This window comes from Colwellia sp. F1 (assembly GCF_056238625.1).
Window position 1 is genome coordinate 62240 of record NZ_JBWDLI010000005.1, and the last position, 21755, is coordinate 83994.

20 protein-coding genes and 3 tRNA genes are annotated in these 21755 nt (G+C 36.6%); 8 read left to right on the forward strand and 15 right to left on the reverse strand.

Features of this window, described 5'->3' with window-relative positions; all coding sequences use genetic code 11:
- Nucleotides 1-26: 26 nt before the first annotated feature.
- Genes AC0UA9_RS06030 through glmS form a run of 3 tightly spaced genes read right to left on the reverse strand, consistent with a single transcriptional unit; the run spans nt 27 to nt 3087 of the window.
- Entirely contained in the window at nt 27-1256 is a 1230-nt protein-coding gene (locus AC0UA9_RS06030; protein WP_475658337.1) for a glutamate mutase L, read from the reverse strand.
- A complete protein-coding gene (locus AC0UA9_RS06035) occupies nt 1253-2617 on the reverse strand; it encodes a hypothetical protein (protein ID WP_475658339.1) in 1365 nt (454 codons plus the stop codon). The genes AC0UA9_RS06030 and AC0UA9_RS06035 overlap by 4 nt, the downstream gene beginning before the upstream one ends.
- Complete coding sequence (gene glmS, locus AC0UA9_RS06040; RefSeq protein ID WP_475658341.1) at nt 2617-3087, reverse strand: methylaspartate mutase subunit S; 471 nt, start codon at nt 3085-3087, stop codon at nt 2617-2619. Before glmS ends, AC0UA9_RS06035 begins: the two co-directional genes overlap by 1 nt.
- A gap of 130 nt (nt 3088-3217) precedes the next feature.
- Between glmS and AC0UA9_RS06045 the strand changes: the two genes are divergently transcribed.
- Complete coding sequence (locus AC0UA9_RS06045; RefSeq protein ID WP_475658345.1) at nt 3218-3697, forward strand: RraA family protein; 480 nt, start codon at nt 3218-3220, stop codon at nt 3695-3697.
- A 96-nt stretch (nt 3698-3793) separates the two neighbouring features.
- Here AC0UA9_RS06045 and AC0UA9_RS06050 read toward each other — a convergent pair whose 3' ends face one another.
- Nucleotides 3794-4981: an amino acid aminotransferase gene (locus tag AC0UA9_RS06050; RefSeq protein ID WP_475658347.1), complete on the reverse strand. Its 1188-nt coding sequence runs from the start codon at nt 4979-4981 to the stop codon at nt 3794-3796.
- A 607-nt stretch (nt 4982-5588) separates the two neighbouring features.
- Here AC0UA9_RS06050 and AC0UA9_RS06055 point away from each other — a divergent pair.
- Nucleotides 5589-7706: a YjbH domain-containing protein gene (locus AC0UA9_RS06055; RefSeq protein WP_475658349.1), complete on the forward strand. Its 2118-nt coding sequence runs from the start codon at nt 5589-5591 to the stop codon at nt 7704-7706.
- Between the two features lie 116 nt (nt 7707-7822).
- Here the strand turns inward: AC0UA9_RS06055 and AC0UA9_RS06060 are convergent, their stop codons facing one another.
- The 9 genes from AC0UA9_RS06060 to AC0UA9_RS06100 form a co-directional block, all read right to left on the reverse strand.
- A complete protein-coding gene (locus AC0UA9_RS06060; RefSeq protein ID WP_475658352.1) occupies nt 7823-8383 on the reverse strand; it encodes a PA14 domain-containing protein in 561 nt (186 codons plus the stop codon).
- Nucleotides 8383-9894 carry a phospholipid carrier-dependent glycosyltransferase gene (locus AC0UA9_RS06065; protein WP_475658355.1) on the reverse strand — a complete coding sequence of 504 codons (1512 nt, stop codon included), beginning with the start codon at nt 9892-9894 and terminating at the stop codon, nt 8383-8385. Before AC0UA9_RS06065 ends, AC0UA9_RS06060 begins: the two co-directional genes overlap by 1 nt.
- Before the next feature lie 41 nt (nt 9895-9935).
- Nucleotides 9936-10922: a glycosyltransferase family 2 protein gene (locus AC0UA9_RS06070; RefSeq protein ID WP_475658357.1), complete on the reverse strand. Its 987-nt coding sequence runs from the start codon at nt 10920-10922 to the stop codon at nt 9936-9938.
- Nucleotides 10922-11311, reverse strand: coding sequence for a GtrA family protein (locus tag AC0UA9_RS06075; RefSeq protein ID WP_475658360.1), 390 nt, complete (start codon nt 11309-11311; stop codon nt 10922-10924). Before AC0UA9_RS06075 ends, AC0UA9_RS06070 begins: the two co-directional genes overlap by 1 nt.
- Before the next feature lie 130 nt (nt 11312-11441).
- Nucleotides 11442-12707: a hypothetical protein gene (locus AC0UA9_RS06080; protein ID WP_475658364.1), complete on the reverse strand. Its 1266-nt coding sequence runs from the start codon at nt 12705-12707 to the stop codon at nt 11442-11444.
- 250 nt (nt 12708-12957) lie between these two features.
- Nucleotides 12958-13033 (reverse strand) — tRNA-Phe (locus tag AC0UA9_RS06085).
- A gap of 155 nt (nt 13034-13188) precedes the next feature.
- Entirely contained in the window at nt 13189-13512 is a 324-nt protein-coding gene (locus AC0UA9_RS06090) for a DUF1289 domain-containing protein (protein ID WP_475658367.1), read from the reverse strand.
- Between the two features lie 66 nt (nt 13513-13578).
- Entirely contained in the window at nt 13579-15135 is a 1557-nt protein-coding gene (locus AC0UA9_RS06095) for a SulP family inorganic anion transporter (protein WP_475658371.1), read from the reverse strand.
- A 318-nt stretch (nt 15136-15453) separates the two neighbouring features.
- Entirely contained in the window at nt 15454-17007 is a 1554-nt protein-coding gene (locus AC0UA9_RS06100) for a sensor histidine kinase (RefSeq protein WP_475658374.1), read from the reverse strand.
- Between the two features lie 294 nt (nt 17008-17301).
- On the opposite strand from AC0UA9_RS06100, the gene AC0UA9_RS06105 reads away from it, so the two are divergent.
- On the forward strand, nt 17302-17646 hold the full coding sequence (locus tag AC0UA9_RS06105) for a hypothetical protein (protein WP_475658375.1): 345 nt from the start codon (nt 17302-17304) through the stop codon (nt 17644-17646).
- Between the two features lie 152 nt (nt 17647-17798).
- Here AC0UA9_RS06105 and trmB read toward each other — a convergent pair whose 3' ends face one another.
- Together trmB and AC0UA9_RS06115 are read right to left on the reverse strand one after the other, a co-directional pair.
- Nucleotides 17799-18530, reverse strand: a complete 732-nt coding sequence (trmB, locus tag AC0UA9_RS06110; protein ID WP_475658376.1) for a tRNA (guanosine(46)-N7)-methyltransferase TrmB — start codon at nt 18528-18530, stop codon at nt 17799-17801.
- A gap of 264 nt (nt 18531-18794) precedes the next feature.
- Complete coding sequence (locus AC0UA9_RS06115; RefSeq protein ID WP_475658378.1) at nt 18795-19133, reverse strand: YggL family protein; 339 nt, start codon at nt 19131-19133, stop codon at nt 18795-18797.
- A 190-nt stretch (nt 19134-19323) separates the two neighbouring features.
- On the opposite strand from AC0UA9_RS06115, the gene mutY reads away from it, so the two are divergent.
- From mutY to AC0UA9_RS06140, 5 genes are all read left to right on the forward strand, one after another.
- Nucleotides 19324-20484 carry an A/G-specific adenine glycosylase gene (gene mutY, locus AC0UA9_RS06120; RefSeq protein WP_475658830.1) on the forward strand — a complete coding sequence of 387 codons (1161 nt, stop codon included), beginning with the start codon at nt 19324-19326 and terminating at the stop codon, nt 20482-20484.
- A 43-nt stretch (nt 20485-20527) separates the two neighbouring features.
- Complete coding sequence (locus AC0UA9_RS06125) at nt 20528-20800, forward strand: oxidative damage protection protein (RefSeq protein WP_475658381.1); 273 nt, start codon at nt 20528-20530, stop codon at nt 20798-20800.
- Between the two features lie 40 nt (nt 20801-20840).
- On the forward strand, nt 20841-21269 hold the full coding sequence (locus AC0UA9_RS06130; RefSeq protein ID WP_475658383.1) for a DUF4399 domain-containing protein: 429 nt from the start codon (nt 20841-20843) through the stop codon (nt 21267-21269).
- Between the two features lie 133 nt (nt 21270-21402).
- Nucleotides 21403-21478: transfer RNA gene (locus tag AC0UA9_RS06135), tRNA-Phe, on the forward strand.
- Between the two features lie 100 nt (nt 21479-21578).
- A tRNA-Thr gene (locus tag AC0UA9_RS06140) sits at nt 21579-21654 on the forward strand.
- Nucleotides 21655-21755 lie beyond the last annotated feature (101 nt).

Here is a 21755-nt window from a genome sequence, read left to right on the forward strand (position 1 = left end):
CTTCGTTGAAACTTGTTGTTTGTCTGTTATGCATCGATAGCTCCAAGTGTCCAAATATCGTAATTAGTATCAAGTACGGTCACTGGCTTATGTGCCGAGTTAAGGATTTTTTTATAGAAAAATGCAATAATATCTTCAATTTCATCGTTTGATAGCACTTTAGTAATACCGCCGGTTAGCACAATTGAGTTGATAGCAAGTAGCTTTAAGTTTATATAGGCAGTTCGATAATGTGACATTTTACATAGCACCAAAAATATAGCTAACTGCATTAAAATTTTGGTTGCTTTAGTACTTTGCTCTTCAAAAATATTTTCTGTTACTTTTAAATGCATTAGTAGTTCGTAAACAAATTCATTATTTTTTGCCGCAAAAATTAATGATTGTTTTGATTTATACACACCCAACTTTTTAAAGACGAGTCTGTCGTATTCATTTTCAGTGACTATGTTGTCGTCAACCAAGTCTTTTGAATAATGAATATCAGTTGTTGCACCACCAATATCAAGTAAAATGAATGGGTTTACCACTGAAAATTTTGCATTAATAAGTGGCAAGGTTTTATTCACTATATAAGGTGTGGGAAATATTTGATTTGAAGTAATGTTGTACAAGTGCTTAATATCTTCTTTTCCTTCAATATCTTTTTGATAAAGGTTGGTTAAGTATTCCCGTAAATGTTCTTCAACAATATGTAGCCTGTCGTCAATGATATTGGGTAATACTTCAACCGCTTTGATGTTATCTTTTATAGCTGGAGCATCAAGCTCATTACCGACAAATACAATATTTGAATAGTTTAGTTGTGCTAAGTAGTTGTATAAGCTGTTAGTGAAAACATTGCCGTTTGAGTTAATACCACCAACAATAATAACTACATCTATTAGATCGCTCGGCAGAGAGTAATCTTCAATATTTTGCAATAAGACGGTATCAATAATATTAATACCTGAATTAAAGGCAATATTGGTGGCATATTTTATTGAAAAGGTATGGGTAATACCAATAATAAGCGTGGTTAAGCCGCCGTTAGCAGAAGAACAAATATGTACATCTTCTTTGGCAAACCCTGCTATGGTTTTGCCACCTTTATGGGTTAAATCGTCTAAAATATCTTTATTAAAATCGCGAAGATGTTGTTCAATGTGTGCAGGCGTACTTAGCTTAAAATAAGTGCTACCTACATCAATTAATAGTTTGTCTTTTTTAACTTTATTTTTACTATTGTCGTTATTACTGCTTACTAAAGTGCTCATTGCATAATTCCTATATCGTGAATAATATCATTGACGATACTGGTAGTATCTTTGGTTAAATCACATTGCGCTTTATCATAGGCATAACAGCGATCAGGAATAGGCACATTCCCCCTTTTTATTATTCTAATATTTTTCTTCGCATCTCTGATGGTGATCATATTATTGTGGTTAATAATATGCGGCGAAAATGGTACGTCAATAATGCCGTTTTTAATCGAGTTGAATACTTTACGCCATAAGGTGTCTGCCGGGTCGTTAAAAACTGCCTCCATGATAGCTTTGACTTGCAGCGTTAGCACTTCTTCTTCTTCTTCATCAACAACATTGGGCAAACCATTTAAAATACCTAAGGTGTACTGGGTATTAGCAACTGTTTTTGCATTGGCTTCTTTGGTAGGTATACCTGAGGCTTCTTCTCTGGTTTTAGTAATAATTTTGTCTGCTCCGACCATAGACGCGATGACGGTCGACATATTAATTAACTGCTCTGCGTAGTCTTTATTCATAGGAAACGCTCCCATCCATTGGTGATACACCAAATGAATTGCAGCGTCACTGCAGTTTATTTCTGCAGCATAATATTTAGCTAGTTTTTTTAAGACCGCGCCAGTAACTATGTCTTGGTTCATTGAACCTTGTTGAGCAAATGACACTGAAAAAGATTTAACACCTTCTTCTAATGAAAGTAGCATTTCAAGTAATTGAATAACAATGGTAATTGACGGCGGTACTAAGGTCGCTGTTAGTGGCCCAAATGACTCTCTATTAATCGGTTCATTTAATTTAGAATAATTAGCACACACTCTTTCTACATATTTCCAATATAAAAAGGCTTTATCTAAAGGAAAGTTTTTGGAATAAGGTAAAAGGTAAGTGATTGGCCCTCCTTCTATCTCAAAAATGCCTGACGCTATGGCTGTTTCAATTAATAGTCGGGCATCGGGCGTACCATGGCGCAAACTTACCGGTTTATTAAAGTGCGTGATCATTTTTCGCGTAGTACGATAACCATGGTTCACTAAAGGGTAACCATTAAGCATGTCAATGTCGTTTTCTTCGCTTAACCGTAGCATTTTTTTTGATGTAGCGTAATCGTTTAAGCGTGTATTGGAGTCAATAGTCAGTGGTAATACATCCACATTGGCGTCAACAAAGAATTCATATAAGGCAAATTGCTTTTTATACGTAGGGAAACCACCACGTGGCTGCACTAACATTTTATTTTTCTTTTTAAAGTGATGAGATATAAATAAATCTTTGCTCGCACTTTTCACAAACTCTGCCACTTCGGCAAAGTCAAAGGTGTCGACGTACTCATTACTTAAAATTATTTCTCTTTCTTCTTGCAGCAAACTCATTAACTTACTCTCTCTTTGGTCGAGCTATCTTCAAGCGCGTTTATTTCGAGGCTGCTATTTTCAAGGCCTCTTTCTTCAAGTAAGGTTTCTAACATGTCTAGCCCTGTGTTTAAATCAACTTGGTGGCAAACAATATCAAAACCATAGTTTTTATACCTTGGTACAATATCTTCAGCATTACCGGTGCCTACCACTAAATTGCCACCAATCATCATGATCAGATCATCTAACGTTTTATATTTTGCTTTAAGTTGCTTAACTTCCCGACTCCAGCCTTCTGCTTCACCATTAAGGGATGATATTAGTAAAATTTCAGCGCCGGTTTCTACAGCGGCGTCAAAAAACTCTTCTAAGTACGTATTTACACCTAAGTTAAATACTTCGTATCCTCTGGCATTGAGGGAGAGCTCAATTAAACGATTCGCGACCACATGGATATCGTTGCCTACTACACCTGTTACTACCTTCATATTATTTCACGCCTAACGTATAACTATTCATTATTGCTGAATATATAGTATCAAATTTTAATTAAAAACACTCATTTAATGCTAGAATTGTCGCCTATACCGTAATATAAATAAAGAACAGGAAAATTTTATGACATTTTTTACTGCTGATATCTGTGACGAGCATAGCGAGAAGGTATCTGTATTAGGCACTGGCTATAATAATTATGGTGGCGCAAGTAAGTGCCAAGGCGAAGTAGTCACCATCAAGCTGGAAAAAAATAATACTGACTTGATCAAGCTACTAAGAGATGAAGATGGTACGGGTAAAGTGGTGGTGGTTGATGTAGACCAAGAATATTTTGCTGTCGTAGGCGAAAATTTAATGAAGTTTGCCTACCAAAATAATTATGCTGGCATTGTTGTTAATGGTTATATTAGAGATACTTTTCAAATAACCGATATTCCTGTTGCCTTATATGCTTTAGGAACTTGTGCTAGAAAAGCTATTCCAGTGACATCCGCAGAGCGTGGTATTAGTTTATCATTTGGTGGCATTACCATTAATCAGGGTGATTACCTTTATGCCGACACCGATGGTGTAATTGTTACTGCGAATAAAATTGTGTAGCGGTTAACATTATTGGTTAATGATTAACATTGGTTAGCTATTAAAAAAGCCCGACGTTAGGTAATAACATCGGGCTTTTGCATGCCACCTATGGCACTAAAGCACTTTAGCAATTGACTGCGTTAAGTACTGAACATTGTCAGTTGAAATACCAGCAAGGCTAATGCGACTTGAGCCAACAATATAAATGCTAAATTCATCTTGTAAACGCTGTACTTGAGCTTTATCAATACCTAAGAAAGAGAACATACCATTTTGTTTGGTAATAAAGCTAAAGTCCCGTGTTACGCCATTAGCTGCTATTTGGTCAACTAAAAGTTGACGCATACCGTTAATACGGTCGCGCATTTCTTTTAACTCGCCATGCCACTGCGTGGTAAGTTCTGCTGAGCTTAAAATAGTTTCCACAATAGCAGCACCATGCGCTGGAGGCATAGAGTAGTTAACGCGAACCACAGACAATAATACCGAGTTGATAATATCAGCCGCTAATGCACTTTTGCCAATAATAGAACACGCACCAATGCGCTCACGGTACAAGCCAAAGTTTTTCGAACAAGAGCTACAAATAATCATTTGTTCAACGGTATCAGCCATTAAACGTAGGCCGTATGCATCGCTATCTAAATCTTGACCAAAACCTTGATAAGCCATATCAACCACGGGCATAAAACCAACCTGTTTAGCAACATTAGCAACTTCCTGCCATTGTTCTTTAGTCAAATCCATACCGCTTGGGTTATGACAGCAAGCATGTAATAACACGGCATCATCTTTTGATACTTGCTTTAATGCAGCAAGCATACCGTCAAAGTCTAAGGTGTTGTTTTCATAGTCGTAATATGGGTAAGTTTTTACCGTTAAGCCCGCTGCTGCAAAAACACCTTGATGGTTTGCCCAAGTGGGGTTGCTTACCCAAATAGTAGCGTCTGGTGTGCAGGTTTTTATAAATTCGCCCGCAGTACGTAAAGCGCCAGTACCACCAGGTGTTGATACGGTACGAATGCGGTTTTCACTAATCACTTTATGATCACCTAAAATAAGTGATGTCATTTTTTCGTTAAATAAGGCTGAGCCAGCAGAGCCTAAATAAGCTTTACTACTTTCATTTTCTAAACGGAACTTTTCAGCTGCCTTTACACAAGCTAGAACGGGTGTATTGCCGTTTTCATCTTTATAAATTCCAGCACCAAGATCTATTTTATTGACATTGGTATCTGCTTTAAATTTAACAGATAAACCTAAAATGGGATCTGCTGGTAACTGTGTTAACTTTGTAAACATAAGTGTAATACCTTTCTAATTATGGTGTATATTTTGTATAGCTAATACTGATATAAATTTAATTGGGATAATTATACGTTGAATAATCGTGCATTAATACAGAATATAAATACAATTTGTTGACAAGACATAAAATAAATAAACTTGCCTTACTCTTTTAAACTTTGTTTTTGCATCTTGCACCGCTATTTCTCCTGCAAAACCAGCTCGCCACTAACATGAAAGAGTAAAAATAAGGGTGTATTTGTCTGAGCCTAGCATCCTTTGTCATAGTCAAATTTATGGTATGCACTATAAAATTTGTGAAGAATATTACTGAGCTCACCTCATTAAAGCATTACTTTATGCGCAGTTATTATACGTTCATGGTTGGTACCTGATACATTATTACTAGCGCTATTCCCTCTGCGATGCTTAGTTATTTTTAGAGCCTACTTCACGCATTTATATTTTGTATAAGCATACAATGCGACAAAGTATATGCTAGGCATAAGCCATAATTATGTGTATCATTTCATTCATTTTCACTGTACATCGTTACTCATCGTTTATTTGATTATGTAGAAAACAATATAACGTAGGTATATGCCTCAAGGGATTTAAAATTTTGACAAGTAAATTTATTAAATTATGCACAATATTAGCCACTTCACTGCCCTTTTTTTGTCACGCTGCGAGTAGTGAACCTCTTGATGCATCATTTTCTAATCAAGGGTTTACAGGCGTACTTAATACACCTAATACTGCTGTAACCGACTATGGCAATTTCACCTTTAGTTATAGTGATACTTTTTTTTCTGAAAGAGGAAAAGATGGCGGTTTTGTAAAGGCTGACGACTTAAAGTTTGCTGTTGGCTTATTACCTCAGTTGGAGCTTGTTGGCCAATTTTCCACCCAAACATGGCGCTGTAATATGTATACAGAAAGTGATTGTGGTAACTTTAGAGATTTATCTGCATCGATGAAGTGGAATATTCCTTTTATACCTAAAAATATGTTTGACCTAGCTGTTGGTGGTCAAGATATTGGTGGCGCTGCAGTACACAATCGATTCTATTATATTACTGCTTCAAAATCTTTCAGCTTGCATGATTGGGGCAATGCTAGAATTAATTTAGGACTTGGTAAAGCTGACAATACAATAGGTTACATGGATGGTGTCTTTGGCTCTATTGAATGGCAACCTTTAGATTATTTACAGCTTGTGAGTGAATATGATGCCAATGCAGTGAGTGTTGGGCTGAAGTTTATAACGCCAAAACAATGGCAGTGGTTACCCAATAATTGGCAAGCACATTTTACTAGCCAATTATATTCATCAGACAAAGAACACTATAAAGAAGGCCCCTGGTTTTCCGCAGGAATTACGATACCTATTGGCGGTTCAGATAACAAACGCCCAACAAGTCGTGATTACGCATTAAGTTTACCTGAATCACAAGATAAATCGCTTCAACCTGACATTAAAAAACAAGAAGTTTTGCAAGAAAGCCAGATAGCTCAAAAAAACAATAGCGATAATCAAAGCTCTAACTCCCCTACAGAATATTATTCAAAACCATTAACGAATAAAGCAGATGAAACACCTAGCGCTGCTCATATGCAATTATTAACGAATAAACTAGTAGACCATGGTTTCGAGTCTGTCTCAGTTGGCGTAAATAATGGTCATTTAGTGGTTAAATTAGAGAATAACCTATATAACCGAAATGAATACGATGCCATTGAGGTTGTTACCGATTATATTGATTTACTCACAGGTAGCACCCAAGCCAGCATGATATTAACTAATTATGGTTTGCCTGTGTACCAAGTAAATAAGCTGTGCTCTTCTTCCTTGACTGACTGCTTCTGGCAAAAAGCTAATAGTATAAAGATAGCCGACAATACTGTTTGGCACCAAAAAAATATCTCATCAACTCACTTTGTTCCTCGCTTAATTTTTTCTCCTGGGATAGTTAGTAATTTAGGGACAGAATTTGGGGCATTTGACTATCAACTATTATTAAGCAGTAATTTACAAATGTCTTTGTGGAACGGTGGTGTTATCGATATACGTCATTTTTCTCATAATATTGCCGATAGTCAGAACTTTGAAAAAGGGGCGCGGTTCTATCGCTGGTGGGGTTTGCGAGAAGGTATTGATCGCCGCTTATTTCATCAAACATTTATGCTGCCTTTTAATACAGCAACCAAATTTTCTTTAGGCCAAATTTTATATAACGTTAAAGGCTGGCAAAATGAAACACGTTGGCAATCAAGCGATCAAACACATCGCGTTTCATTTGTTTATAGCGATTATAAAGATAATGATAGCCATAAAAAACACAACATGAAATTAATCAAATATCGACATAGAGTGAAACCTTATAATTGGGATATTGAAGTTAAAGCGGGAGAGTATTGGCAGGGCGATAAAGGCTTTACCATATTGTCAAAACATTGGTTTGGTGATACTAATGTTGCCATTGAATACCGACGCTCTAAATTTGCAGAAAATGGTATTACCGAAAGCTTTATTGGTCTTGGTTTTAGCATTCCTTTGAATATGTCTAAATCTATGAAAAAAACCTACGGTGTGCAAGTAAAAGGCATAGAACAATGGACTTACATGCTAGAAACAAAAGTAGGTGACACTGATAATAACATTACTTTAGGTTATGGTAATGAACCGATATTCTACCATAATATAGACCAAGCCTATTTTAATAGAGATCGTATGTAAAATTTGTTACGGGCGCTGTTCTGTTTATTTACTACTAATATACCAATCGGACTAATTTATTGCTCACTTAGCAAAATAATTAATCCGTTTGGTATAGCTTATACTTAATCATACAATTAATTAACTTGAAGATTAAATGTCAGGTTTTTACTATCTACACCAACAGGTAGAAACTGATGTTCTTTAGTATTCTTGTATAAAACCACTAAACCAACATTACCATAGCCTTGGAAATACTTGAGTTTAAGGCTGTGATATCCTGGTTTTAGTGGCACACTACACATACTTTTTGTTAGTGGCCGATCACCGGCATGCTCACAGATTAATGTATTATCAATATACAGGGCAAAGCCATCATCTGATGAAATGCTAAATTGGTAAACCGCGCTGTCCTTAGTAGTAAAGGAACTGTTAAAGTCAATAAAGTAATGCTCTTTATAACCAATATTTCCCTTTGCATGATGATATAAGCGGTTTCCGTTAGCTTGGAAGCTTATTTGGTCTAGATAATATTTTTTACTTTTACTGATATTTCTTTTTTGGTGCACTGACTTTATATTATCTTTATTTTGCAATACGGTTACCGCGATTATTTCTCTTAATTCAGGCAATGATGTTTGCAGATATATTGCGCCTGCAATAGTCAGCAAGGTAAATGTCATTATAGAATTTTTCATTATTGAGTAACCGAGTTAAGCTGCCAAAAATCAAACCACTGTCTTAACTGAAATTCTTGTTCTGTTAAAGGCAGATAATATGTAAAGGGCGAAAAATGTATAAAGGAAACAATAACTAAAATTGAAAATATTATTAAATTAACATAACTATGTTTAGGCTGCTTAATTAATTCATCACTAAAAATATAACTGTAAATTAATGGCAAATTAATTAAAGCGAAGACTAAAGGAATAAAGTAATGGTACAAATACATAACACGATCGATTTGCATTATCGCAATCATGTAACTGACATAAAGTGAGCTAAATACCATTATCCACCAAAACAACGACTCATCTTTAACGGGGGCTTTGTAAACAAAACGTCCTATCAGTAAACTGACACTTAATATTACCCCTATACCTGAAGTAATCCATACTACTGGGTTACTTTGTAAATACAGATAACGTGCTTGTTGTTTTCCATCAATGGTATCTTTATTCCAACGGTAATTAATGGTTTTAGTGCCAAGTGGCCAACCAACCGCCATACTGCCATTTTCACCTTCTTTACATATATCTAACTTAGGTACGCCATCAGCATATTCGCTCATAAATGTTAAGTTATCTTTTAGCGCAACAATAAAAGCAGAAGGGCTATAGATATTACCTTGAGTAATAAGCTCTTGGTATGCAGGTGACGCTTTATACGTTTGGTTATTTACAATTTTACTCCCACTTGCAATATGGGCATACATGAAGAATAAAAATACCACAGCGATTATTAATACACTTAATGGTGCTGTAATAACTAAACGCCTCAGTACTTGGCTTATTTGTTTATTTTTAAGTGCGTCTTTTTGATCATAGAAAAATAGAAAAGCTAACAATAGCAATAATATTGCCCCATTGACTTTAACAGATATTACTAAAGCAATAAGGCTGGCTAGGGTTAAATAGGTTTTAAGCGTAATACGATTGCTTTTAATTGCTAAGGTAAAATACAGAATAGCTGCCAACATAAAAAACAATTGTGTACTTTCTAGCATTGCACTACGCGCATGGACAACTAAGGCATTATCAAAAATTAACAGTAAAGATGATAAAAAAGCAATATGACTGTTTTTACTAATATTCTTCACAATGAAAAAAAATAACACGGCGGTTAATATCATTAATATTACCGGTACCAGTCGATAACCAGTAAATGATAAATTTTTAGGCTTCATGCCATTTTGTAAATAATCAGTTTTTAGTAAGTTTTTCGTATCAACATTTTGATTAGCTTGAGTGATATATTCCCCCAAAGCTAGTAACATTTTACCTAATGGTGGATGGGGCTCCATAAACATAACCCCGTCAATGTATTTTTGCGCTGAGGCAATATGGTAATTTTCATCCCAAAATAACTCAGCAGGTTGATTATAGCCAGGAGAAACAGTACTAGTGGCCAATAGCAAAATAAGCAATACGTACAAACGTACATTGTATTGTTTTACATAATCAATAAGTGAGCTGTTTAATAATTTCATTTTAAATGTTGGTGGTAATTTTTTGTTGAATTATTTGTTAGTTATTTATAGGTTTTTTGTTCGATGATATATTTAGGGCGTGCTTTTGTTTCAGTAAATATTTTAGCGATGTACTCACCAATAATACCGAGACTAATTAATTGAACGCCACCAATGAATAAAATAGGTAATAAAATTGATGACCAACCGGGAATTGCACTTTGTGTAAATATTTTTAAATATAACACCCAAAAAGTTAAACTGAGTGATATTAAGCTAACAATAAGCCCCATTGAAGTAATTAAACGTAACGGCATTACTGAAAAAGAAGTAACCCCTTCCCAAGCCAACTTTAACATTTTAGAGACAGGATATTTAGTTTCACCTGCTTGTCTGGCTAGGCGGCTATAGCTAACAATAGATGACCTAAAGCCAAGCTGAGGTATTAAGCCACGGAGGAAAATATTACTTTCTGGAAATTCTTTTAAACTATTAATTGCCCGCTTAGACATTAAACGAAAATCAGCATGGTTATAGACAATTTCAACGCCCATTTTGTCTAATAATGAATAATAACTTTCAGCGGTGAATTTTTTAAACTTACTATCGGTATCACGTGTTGAGCGCACGCCATAGACGATATCGTCACCTGAGTTATAGCGCTCTACCATTTGGTCGATAACATCTATATCATCTTGTAAATCAGCATCAATAGAAACAACCATGTCTTCATTGGTTGAGAATAAACCTGCCAGCAAAGCCAATTGATGCCCCTTGTTTCTAGACAGTTTTATCCCTCTGATTAACTGATGATTATGGCTATAGTCATCAATTAATGACCAAGTTGCGTCAGTGCTACCGTCGTCAACTAAATAAACATAAGAGTTTTTATTAATTTTATCGCTTGCTATTAATTGCGTAAGTTTTGCAGTTAATACCTTAAATGTTTGTGTTAGCACCTCTTCTTCATTAAAACAAGGCACGACAATAGCTAAAGAAGGTAATGTGGAAACAGAAGGTGATGCTGGTTCAGGAGAGTTATTTATCATTATGATGTTTTAAAGGTCCAATATTTACTTAGCATGAAGTTTTGAATTAACACTAAAACCGTCGCCACTAATTGAGTCATAAGATAGGGTAACATGAAGTAATTAAAGACAAAATAGAATATTATTGTATTTGCCAAAAAACCAAGTAAAACCATGAATATAAACTTGGCTAAAGTCGTTACGTGATTATTATTTACTTGGAAAGTAAAATGATAATTTAATAAATAATTAATGATGCCACTTAAAATATACGCTATTGCTGAAGCCGTAACCGCATATATTAAGACAAGTTCTACCAAAAGGAATAGTAAAAAGTATTGTATAGAAGTACAAATTAACCCGACGAGAAGAAACTTAGTAAATTCTCGCTTGATTTTAGTGTTAATCATTTATTATTACTTTTGAAAGCTTACTTATGATGATCACTTTTTAGTGAATTATGATCAAACATTCATTATTTACATAAAATAAAACCGCTAAGAAGCGGTTTTATTATAGTTAACTTAAAGGGAGCTAATGTTAAACACCACCGCCGCCTGAGCCACCAGTGCCTGAACCAGAGCCTGAACCTGATCCTGAACCCGATACAGAGCTGCTTGAGCTTGAACTAGGAACACTTGAGCTTGAGCTGCTTGAGCTAGAACTAGAGCTGCTAGAACTGCTTGAGCTTGAGCTGCTTGAGCTTGAGCTGCTTGAGCTTGAGCTGCTTGAACTTGAGCTGCTTGAGCTTGAGCTGCTTGAACTTGAGCTCGGAACACTTGAGCTAGAGCTACTTGAGCTAGAGCTTGAGTCGCCACCATTGTTTTCTATAACAGCATTCTCTAATGCGCCAACATCAATTGTGCCATTGGCGGCATCATTAAGGGCATCAATTGTTTCTTGAGGAACGTCAACAACACCCGATAATGTTACTGCTTGCTGAGTAACTTCACCGTATATTGCAATGAGATCATCAAGGGCATCACTAGTATCCTGACCATCTTCTGCAGTGGCAATAAACTCTACAGCGGCCAACAACTTAATAACATTTTCTACGTTATTTGCGTGTGCGGCATTTAATAAAGCCCACGCAGCATTGCTAGCTGTAATATAGTCATCAGCATTGCTAGGAAGATATAGGTCAAGCAAATTAGCGTTTTCAGGTATATCGATACCTAAAGCTGCTGCAGCAACTTTTGTTGCTAATCTTGCTGCTTCTTTCAAGCCTTCAGCATCTAAATTACCTGCTGCGATTTTAGCTTTTAATGCAGCAACGGTAGATGTAGTGAAAACATTCAGCTGAATGCCATTTTCGCCTGTTGCTGCTAATGTCGTATCATCAGCAGGTTTTACGATGTGTACAACGTTTGCTAATGCTAAGCCATCTAAATTAGCAGCAGGTACTATCCCACCTGTTACAATAACGTCGCCGTTAGCATCAGTACCACATGTTACTGCATCACAGATCATGGTGGTGTTGTCATTCGCTACTGTTGTTATAGTATAAACACCATCTGCTTCAGGTGAAAAACTAATATCGAACTTACCATCACTATCAGTAACACCACGAGCAACTTCATTGCCAGCTGCATCAGTTATGATCACATCAGCCCCGATTAATATACCTTTTAGTACTTCACCAACAACAACGGCAATACCATCGGTTGGTGTTGTTGGGGCTGAGCTTGAGCTTGAACCTGGGTTTGGGTTTGGGTTTGAACTTGAGCTACCACCACAACTTGCAACCATTAGTACTGCACCTAAAGCTATTGCGAGAGGTGACTTTAAAAAATCTATTTTTTTCACTGCTATATTCCTTTCTATATTGGACAAGAGCTATTCCGATATTACAATCCAATCTACCTAATCACCTTACGAGTAGATCAATTAAATTTTCTGAGTTTAATTATTAGGGTTTTCTCTGCTGATTGCAAGAATAATGTCCAACAATTCAATATAAATTTACTCTTAATTAAATACTATAAATAAGAAGGGTTTCTTAGTTTTACTTGAATTATGGGGCTACTATAAAACAACTATAATAAGCTTAAATAAGTGGTGCCCCGACCCGGAATTGAACCAGGGACACGAGGATTTTCAATCCTCTGCTCTACCAACTGAGCTATCGGGGCATTATGGGTATTTTTAGACCATATTCGCTTCACCACAAGAGTATGTGCTAAAGAGCAGGTATAATAGCTAGAAATAATAATGCTGGCAACCGTTATCTGTTACTTATTAATTACCTAGTAATTAGCTACGACAGAGAAAGGTGCTCTTGCTAAAATTATAGTTCAAAGTCACTAAAGTCTATATCAGTATCACTAGATAAAGATACCTTTTTAGGTGGGTCTAATAATGAAGGTTGCTTTTCTTGCTGTTGATTTAGTTGTGTTTTTTTTACATCTACAGTTTTAGCAGATGCTTTATTGTTTTGACGTTTTTCCCGTTGAATACAGCGCTTAATTACTTTTTTCTTAGTATCGTTGTCAAAGTTAATCCAGTCTTTTCGTTCTTCGCGCGTTCGCATACAACCAAGGCAGTAGCCTTTTTCATTTGATTGGCACACTGCCACACAGGGGCTTGGAACATCAAAAAGTTCTAACTGCATTGATTATATGACCTTTAATAACCTTAATTAAACTAGAGATAAAGGCTAAGCGCTTAGTACGTGAATTTAGCCAAGCTCATCCGTAGCAATATGGTACTCTGGATCTTCAATAACGTTAACTTCTACTAAGTAGCCTGCCTTACTTAATAGTAGCTGACAATCTGGACTTAGGTATTTTAAATGCAGTGTTTTTCCTTTTGCTAAATAACGATCCGCTAAGGTGCTAATTGCGCCAATTGCTGAATGGTCTGCCACCCGCGAACGCTTAAATTCAACAATTATATCGTCACTGTCGTCGTTCACGTCAAACTGCTCTAAAAATGTTGCTACTGAACCGAAAAAAAGTGGCCCTATAACTTCATAGACAGTAGAGCCTTGTGGCGTGTTATTGCGATTTACTTGAATACGTTTAGCATGCTCCCAAGCAAATACTAAGGCTGAAACAATAACACCTACCACTACCGCTATCGCTAAATCTGTTGCAACCGTAACCCCTGACACCAATATAATAACAAATGCATCGGCTTTAGGTACTTTGTTTAAAATACGAAAACTTGACCATTCAAATGTACCAATAACAACAATAAACATTACCCCAACTAACGCTGCTAATGGGATCATTTCAATTAGCTCTGAGGCAAACAAAATAAAGCCCAATAAGGCAATTGCTGCGGTAATACCGGAAGCGCGCCCTCGCCCGCCAGAATTTACATTGATCATTGATTGGCCAATCATAGCACAGCCACCCATACCACCAAATAAACCAGTAACGCTATTAGCTGCACCTTGCGCCACACACTCTCTATTACCTTGGCCACGCGTGCCTGTTAACTCATCAATAAGCGTTAAAGTAAGTAATGACTCAATTAAACCAACCCCTGCTAAGATTAATGCAAAAGGAAAGATAATTTTTAACGTTTCTAAGTTAAAAGGAACATTCGGAATAGAGAACTCGGGAAAGCCGCCCGCGATAGATGCTGCTGGGTCGTTGGTCATATCACGAAGAAAGTCAACCACAGTGCGGGTATCAAGCCCTAGGCTTTGTACTAATATAGTGACCACAACAATGGCAACGAGTGAGGAAGGAATTGCACGTGTTAATTTAGGTAAAAAATGAATAATAATCATAGTTAATAAAATTAAGCCCGCCATAATCATCAGTGGCGTGCCCTGTAACCATTCTAGTTCTCCTGCGCTATTAGTGACTTTAAATTGTCCAAGCTGCGCTAGGAATATTACAATGGCGAGCCCGTTAACAAAGCCGAGCATCACAGGGTGTGGCACTAAACGAATAAACTTCCCTAGCTTAAAGACCCCTGCCAATATTTGTAATAACCCCGTCAATACTACAGTAGCAAAAAGATATTCAACACCATGCAGTGTAACTAAACTTACCATAACTACTGCCATAGCGCCTGTTGCGCCTGAGATCATGCCTGGTCGGCCGCCAAATATTGAGGTAATTAACCCCACTATAAATGCAGCATATAACCCAACCAGTGGCTCTACCCCTGCCACAAAAGCAAAGGCGACTGCTTCTGGTACTAAGGCTAGGGCAACGGTTAAGCCCGATAGTACATCGTTTTTCAGGTTTGACGCTTTACTGGGATTTAATTCAAACATTTTTGTCTCATTGGTTTAATAGAATACTCTGTTGCAATCTATTCACGAAATTAATAAACGGAGGGTTTCTTAGATCTAATAGGCGCTAGGATTTAAGTGTTAAGCGTTAGGTACTTATCCACACCAAGAACAACACATGCTTCACGGACTACTAACTATAGGTGCGCTTCATAGATTTTAGGCGCGTGATTCTAAAGATTTACCATGTAATTGTCAATATTCGCTTGTTTTTAGAACAGATTTAAACAACATAAGCTTTATTTTGCTAAGATTTTTTAATGTAATAATCGTCGTCGTTAGTTTAAAGCTAGTGTTTTTTTAGCTTGTTTTAATCGGTACTTTAACTTTGAATGTGACACCCTGTTCTGAGTCAATTAACATAATTGTGCCATTTAACTTAGCATTGACTAGGTTAAATACAATATTTAAGCCTAAGCCCGAGCCACCTTGCCCACGTTTAGAGGTAACGAAGGGGTCAAAAATATGCTTTTTTAAATCACTCGTTATGCCTTTGCCCGTATCACTATACATCAATGTTAAGTAACCATTTTTTTGAGTAAAGACTATGTTTATTTCTCCCTCTGTACTTTCTTCAAAACCATGAAGGTGAGAGTTCATTAATAAGTTAGTTAAAATTTGGTTCCAAGCACTAGGGTAAGTTAACAGTGAAAGATTTTGATCTACTTCAATATTAATGTGGTAGTGTTTATGCTTAAAGAGTGTTTTAACCGTACTTACTACATCATAAACATGTTGGTGTAAGTTGATTTTCGTCTCAGTGTCTGTGTGCTGATCTACAGCAACAGATTTAAAACTACGGATTAAATCAACCGCTTTATGTAAACTTCGTTCAATTATTTTTTCATATTGAAGCAATAAATTTAAACTATCACTGAGAAATGATTTGGTTAACTCTTGAGACTCTATCGCCGCTTGTAACGCTTCTACTCGCTCTTTTAACGCGCTAGTTGAAGTAATACAGATGCCCAATGGGGTATTGACTTCGTGGGCAACTCCAGCGACTAATTGTCCAAGTGATGCCATCTTTTCAGATTGCACCAATTGGTCTTGTGCTAGGGTTAAATTATCAAATGAATTTTTTAATTGCTGGTTGCTCTCTTCTAATTTTGCTGTTCTGTCGTAAACTTTAACTTCAAGTTCACCATTTAAGGCAAGTAAGGCATTTTCTGCATCTTCTAATTTCAAAATTTTATTTTTAAGCTTAATGCGCATACTATTAATTGCATGTGCTAGATAGTCTAATTCATCTTCTTTTTCTGGACGGTTCAGTAGAATGAGTCTTTCATCTAAATTATGGCTAGTTAACCTTTGTGCATAATGAGTTATTTTAAATAAATGCTGCATTACAAGCTTATTGACAATCACAAGAATAAAAAAGGCAATAATAAAGATTTTTACAAACTCAGCCGTTAAGATAAAACCTGCTTGTTGCCATAGCCGATTATAGATATCTTGATAGTTAGCACTAACGGCTAGCTTACCCACATACTGCCCTTGAAAGTAAATAGTAAATTCAGCAGACTTTTTAGCCTCAATACTTAAATCACCAAACTTTTGATGATAATTAAAGTCATCTTCAATCACCACAAAGCCGATATCGGGTAAATCTAAAATTCCCTGAACTTGCTGTTCAACTAACGGTCTATTAAAATCCCATAAACTGTTAGCAATGGAAGGTAGGTAGCTTTTTTCTATATTATTAAAACGCTGCTCTAATAGCGTTAAGTCATATTTAAAGGAAGAGTATAGCTGAGCGAACGTTGAACACACAGAAACCAACGTGCTGCATAGTAATATATAAAGCAGCATACGTTTGGTTAACTTGTCACTGATCTTAATTCCTTTATTCATTTATACTGCCATTGACATGATTTTCGTCCGTAAAGGTTTATTTAAAGCATCTTCATGTTAAAAGTCAACTCAAAACGTAATAATTCACAGTTAGTTAACAATATACCCGTATCCGTCTCAATGAATTAAATAATATTGATAATGCATATTTTTTCTTATTGATTAACTATAAACTCACGGGTTGAAAGCTGTCAAAAATTGTTCACACAAGCTGACCGCAATAGAAAAGCAGATATTAAACACTTAGAAGTTGTTACTATCCTTGTATAATTTCACATGAGAGAGAAGAGATAAATGCAAATTATCGCTGTACTTGCAATCGCAGCAATGGGCTGGTTAATTTGGCAATTGATAAAAGCCAAACGTTTTACCCGATTCAAGCAAAAAATTGAAGATGAGTTAAAAGAAAAGGTTATTGCCAGTATTATTGAAGAATTAGCAGAAGAGCGTTGTGAAATGCTGCCAAATAACGCTTGTCATCAAGAAGCTACAATTTATTATTGGTGCCAATATCCTAGCCGCATTCTCCATGCTGCTTTACAACGAGGAATTATTACAGAGCAATGGCTGAAAAATTCAGGAAACTTACGTAACGCTCAACATTTATTTTTTATTGAGCGTAACTACTTACCGCGTTAACAATAAGTTGATCGCTTGATTTTATACAATAACAAAAACCCAGTGCTGGTTGAGACACCTAGTATCAACACCGAAACAATATGACAAGGTGAAAACATAAGCTAGGGCAAATTAATTGCTCGGCTTACCCCAAAAGCATAAGCCGAGACAAGCTATACTTTAGCGAATTGTAAATCCCAAACACCGTGGCCTAACCGTTGACCTCTGCTTTCAAATTTAGTCAACGGCCTTGATGCTGGACGGGGCACGTAGTCATTTGTTGCTGATAGGTTTTTATAGCCTTGTGCGCTTCGCATATCTTCCAGCATACATTCTGCGTAATTTTCCCAGTCTGTTGCCATGTGAAACACACCACCAACTTGCAGCTTTTTACGAATCGCTTCAACAAAAGCAGCTTGAACAATACGACGTTTGTGATGCTTCTTTTTATGCCAAGGATCAGGGAAAAATAACTGCACTGTAGTTAAGCTATTATCAGGCACACAATCGGCTAAGATTTCAATAGCATCATGTTCAAACACCTTTAAGTTTTCAACACCTTGTTCTGCGGCCAACGCAATACAGGCGCCAACACCGGGCTTGTGTACTTCAACACCAATAAAATTTAAATCTGGTGCTGCTTTAGCCATTTCTACTAATGACTTGCCCATACCAAAACCAATTTCTAATACAACGGGGTTATTATTGCCAAATAATGCGGTAAAATCGAGAGTGCCATCACTATGATTTAACCCCATCGTTTGCCAATAATCATTTAAAGCTCGCTCTTGCCCTTTCGTTAATCGGCCTTCACGTTTTACAAAGCTACGTACCTTACGAATGTACTTACCTTCTTGCTCTGCTTCTTCTATGGTTTTGTGTATTTTCTTTATTTCTTCAGTCATTTGTCTATCTTTTAAAGTTTAATTTAGGCAATCAAAATCGATTTGATGCTTGCTGCAGGAATTAAAGGTGCTTTAGGCAAGTTTAATAAACGTTGCAATAGTTACGCATATTGCACTTTTATTTAACAATACATAAAGTGATGTTAAACTCCTACTTTCTGAGAGAATTAATAGTGCTTTAGGCAAGTTTAATAAACGTTGCAATAGTTACTCATATTGCACTTTTATTTAACGATGCATAAAGTGATGTTAAACTCTCAGAAGTTATTCAGCCCACCATACGTCGTATAACTCACTAACTGCAACTGATGTAGCACCGTTATCAGTTAGCCATTGCTCAACAGCCACTCTATGCTTGTCTGTGCATGAACCTAACTTTTGAGTACAAATTAAGCCGTGCCACAAAGTGTCGCCTTCACCGCCAAAGCTTAACCCATTTGGCTGAATCACTTCGCTAAAAAACTTATCGATAAAGAGATCAAGGTCATCGCTGGTAATATCTTCTTTTAACTGCCAAGCAGCGTCAAAACCTAATTCTTTAAACTCATCAACTCGCAATTTTTTACGCAAACGCTGACTTCGGTTTTTTGCATCAACTTTCATGTTGTCGTCTCTTAATAATCGTTAAAAAAATAATGCTGTTATTATATACCCAAGCGGCGTAGTGTTAATACCACCTCTCTTAATTTTATTCCTCACTTTGACTAAGTTATCTATTTAATACCCAAGCTAAACTTTTTTGAGTCAATCATTATAATTCGTTACACTAGACTAAACATTACAAGTGAAGTTAATAGTCATTAATACTCAAGTGTCTGCTAAAGCAAAACAAAATATAACCATTTCATCAGCGTCTGCAAAAGCATTTGCTTCGCAAGTTGTTAATTGGTATCACCAACAAGGCCGAAAGAACTTACCTTGGCAGCATAATAAAACGCCATACAGTGTTTGGATTTCAGAGATAATGCTACAGCAAACACAAGTAGCTACGGTTATCCCTTATTATCAACGCTTTATGGCAAGTTTCCCTACGATAGCCAGTTTGGCGAATGCTGATGAAGATAAGGTGCTACATCATTGGACCGGCTTAGGCTATTACGCTAGAGCACGTAACTTACATAAGGCAGCAAAACTCATAGTGGCCGAACATGGTGGCATTTTTCCAGAGCAAATAGCGCAAGTAATCGCTTTACCTGGTATAGGTCGCTCAACCGCGGGAGCCATTTTAAGTTTGGCGTTAAATCAACACCACCCTATTTTAGATGGTAATGTAAAACGTGTATTGGCGCGAAGTTACTTAGTAGAGGGCTATAATGGTTTAGCCAAATTTGACAAAGCACTATGGCAGCTCAGTGAAATATTAACACCTGCTATTGACACTAGCTTTTATACACAAGCCATGATGGATTTAGGTGCCACTGTTTGTACTCGCAGTAAGCCCACCTGTGAACTATGCCCTGTACAAACTAGCTGTTTAGCTATGGCGAATAATTTACAAGCTGAGTTTCCACAAAGAAAACCGAAGAAAAAAATACCAGAAAAGAATACGATTATGGTGATTCCAAGAATCACCACCGCCACAAACGATAAAGTACTCATGGAAAAACGTCCTCCCGCTGGCATTTGGGGTGGTTTATGGTGTTTCCATGAAGTTAATGATAAAAGTGAAATTTCAAGTTTATTACAGTCGCTAGGTTTACAAGCAAAAACGAGTGAAAACTCACAGCTAGAACTGCCAAGCTTTAGGCATACATTTAGCCACTTTCACCTTGATATTTCGCCTATTATTGTTGATTGTATGCAAGATGAACTTTATCTACAGTCAAATTCACCTGCGTACAGCCAAGTAATTAGCGAACCTAAAGAACAAAAATGGTATAATTTACGCAGCGAAGCTAGTGTTGGTCTAGCTGCGTCAACCAAAAAACTTATTGGTTTATTGCAAAGTAATTAATGCCAATAATAAAACGAACCCTTAACATGAATAAGAGAGAATTATGAGTCGCACTGTATTTTGTCAACATTTAAAAAAAGATGCCGAAGGTTTAGGATTTCAATTATATCCTGGCGAAGTGGGTAAACGTATTTTTGATAACATCTCTAAAGAGGCTTGGGGTCATTGGCAAAAAAAACAAACCATGCTTATCAATGAGAAAAAAATGAATATGATGAATGCTGATGATAGACAGTTTTTAGAAGATGCCATGGTCGCCTATTTATTTGATGGAGTAGAGCCAGACATTGAAGGCTATGTTCCACCGTCAACTTAATCAGTAATAAAACTCACCCAGATGTAAGTAAGGATAAGTAATGAAAAGTTTAATAATTGCACTATCACTCGCGCTAACTGCTTTTAGCACCGTAACTCATAGTCATGAGAATCTATCTAAAGCTCCTAAAGATGCACAAGTGTATTTTATCTCACCTGTTAACGGCCAAACAACTGGCAAAACCATTACGGTAAGGTTTGGTTTAACGGGTATGGGTGTTTCTCCTGCGGGCATAAACAAGGAGAACACTGGACATCATCATTTATTAATTGATACAGATACGCTTCCTGATATGCATGCGCCGTTGCCTGCAACAGATAAATTAATACACTTTGGTGGTGGACAAACTGAAACACAAATAACACTTTCACCCGGTGAACACACTTTACAACTTGTTTTGGGTAACTATTTACATATCCCTCATGACAAACCTGTGGTTTCAGAAAAAATCACAATAACTGTTAAATAAAACAACAATAAGTGCAATAAAACAGCAAACAAACTGTTTTTATCAGAAAGTTGAAAAAAACAGTTGACGAACAAAGCTAAAAACAGTCTAATACGCCCCGTCTTCAGGAGGTAGTGAACACCTTCATAGAGATGCCCCGATAGCTCAGTTGGTAGAGCAGAGGATTGAAAATCCTCGTGTCCCTGGTTCAATTCCGGGTCGGGGCACCATTTACAGAGATGGTGCTCAATAGCAATATTAAGTATTATTTCGGTGCCAATGTATTAATGCTTTTATAGTTAAATATTAATACTGCACACAGCTTTGTGTGCCGACTTAGCTCAGTTGGTAGAGCAACTGACTTGTAATCAGTAGGTCGCCAGTTCGACTCCGGCAGTCGGCACCATTCATAATGAAGCCTCAACAGCAATGTTGAGGCTTTTTTATTTGTCTTAAAACTGATAGTTTATTTTTAAAACTGGCCGCTACTGATTGAATCAGTAACTC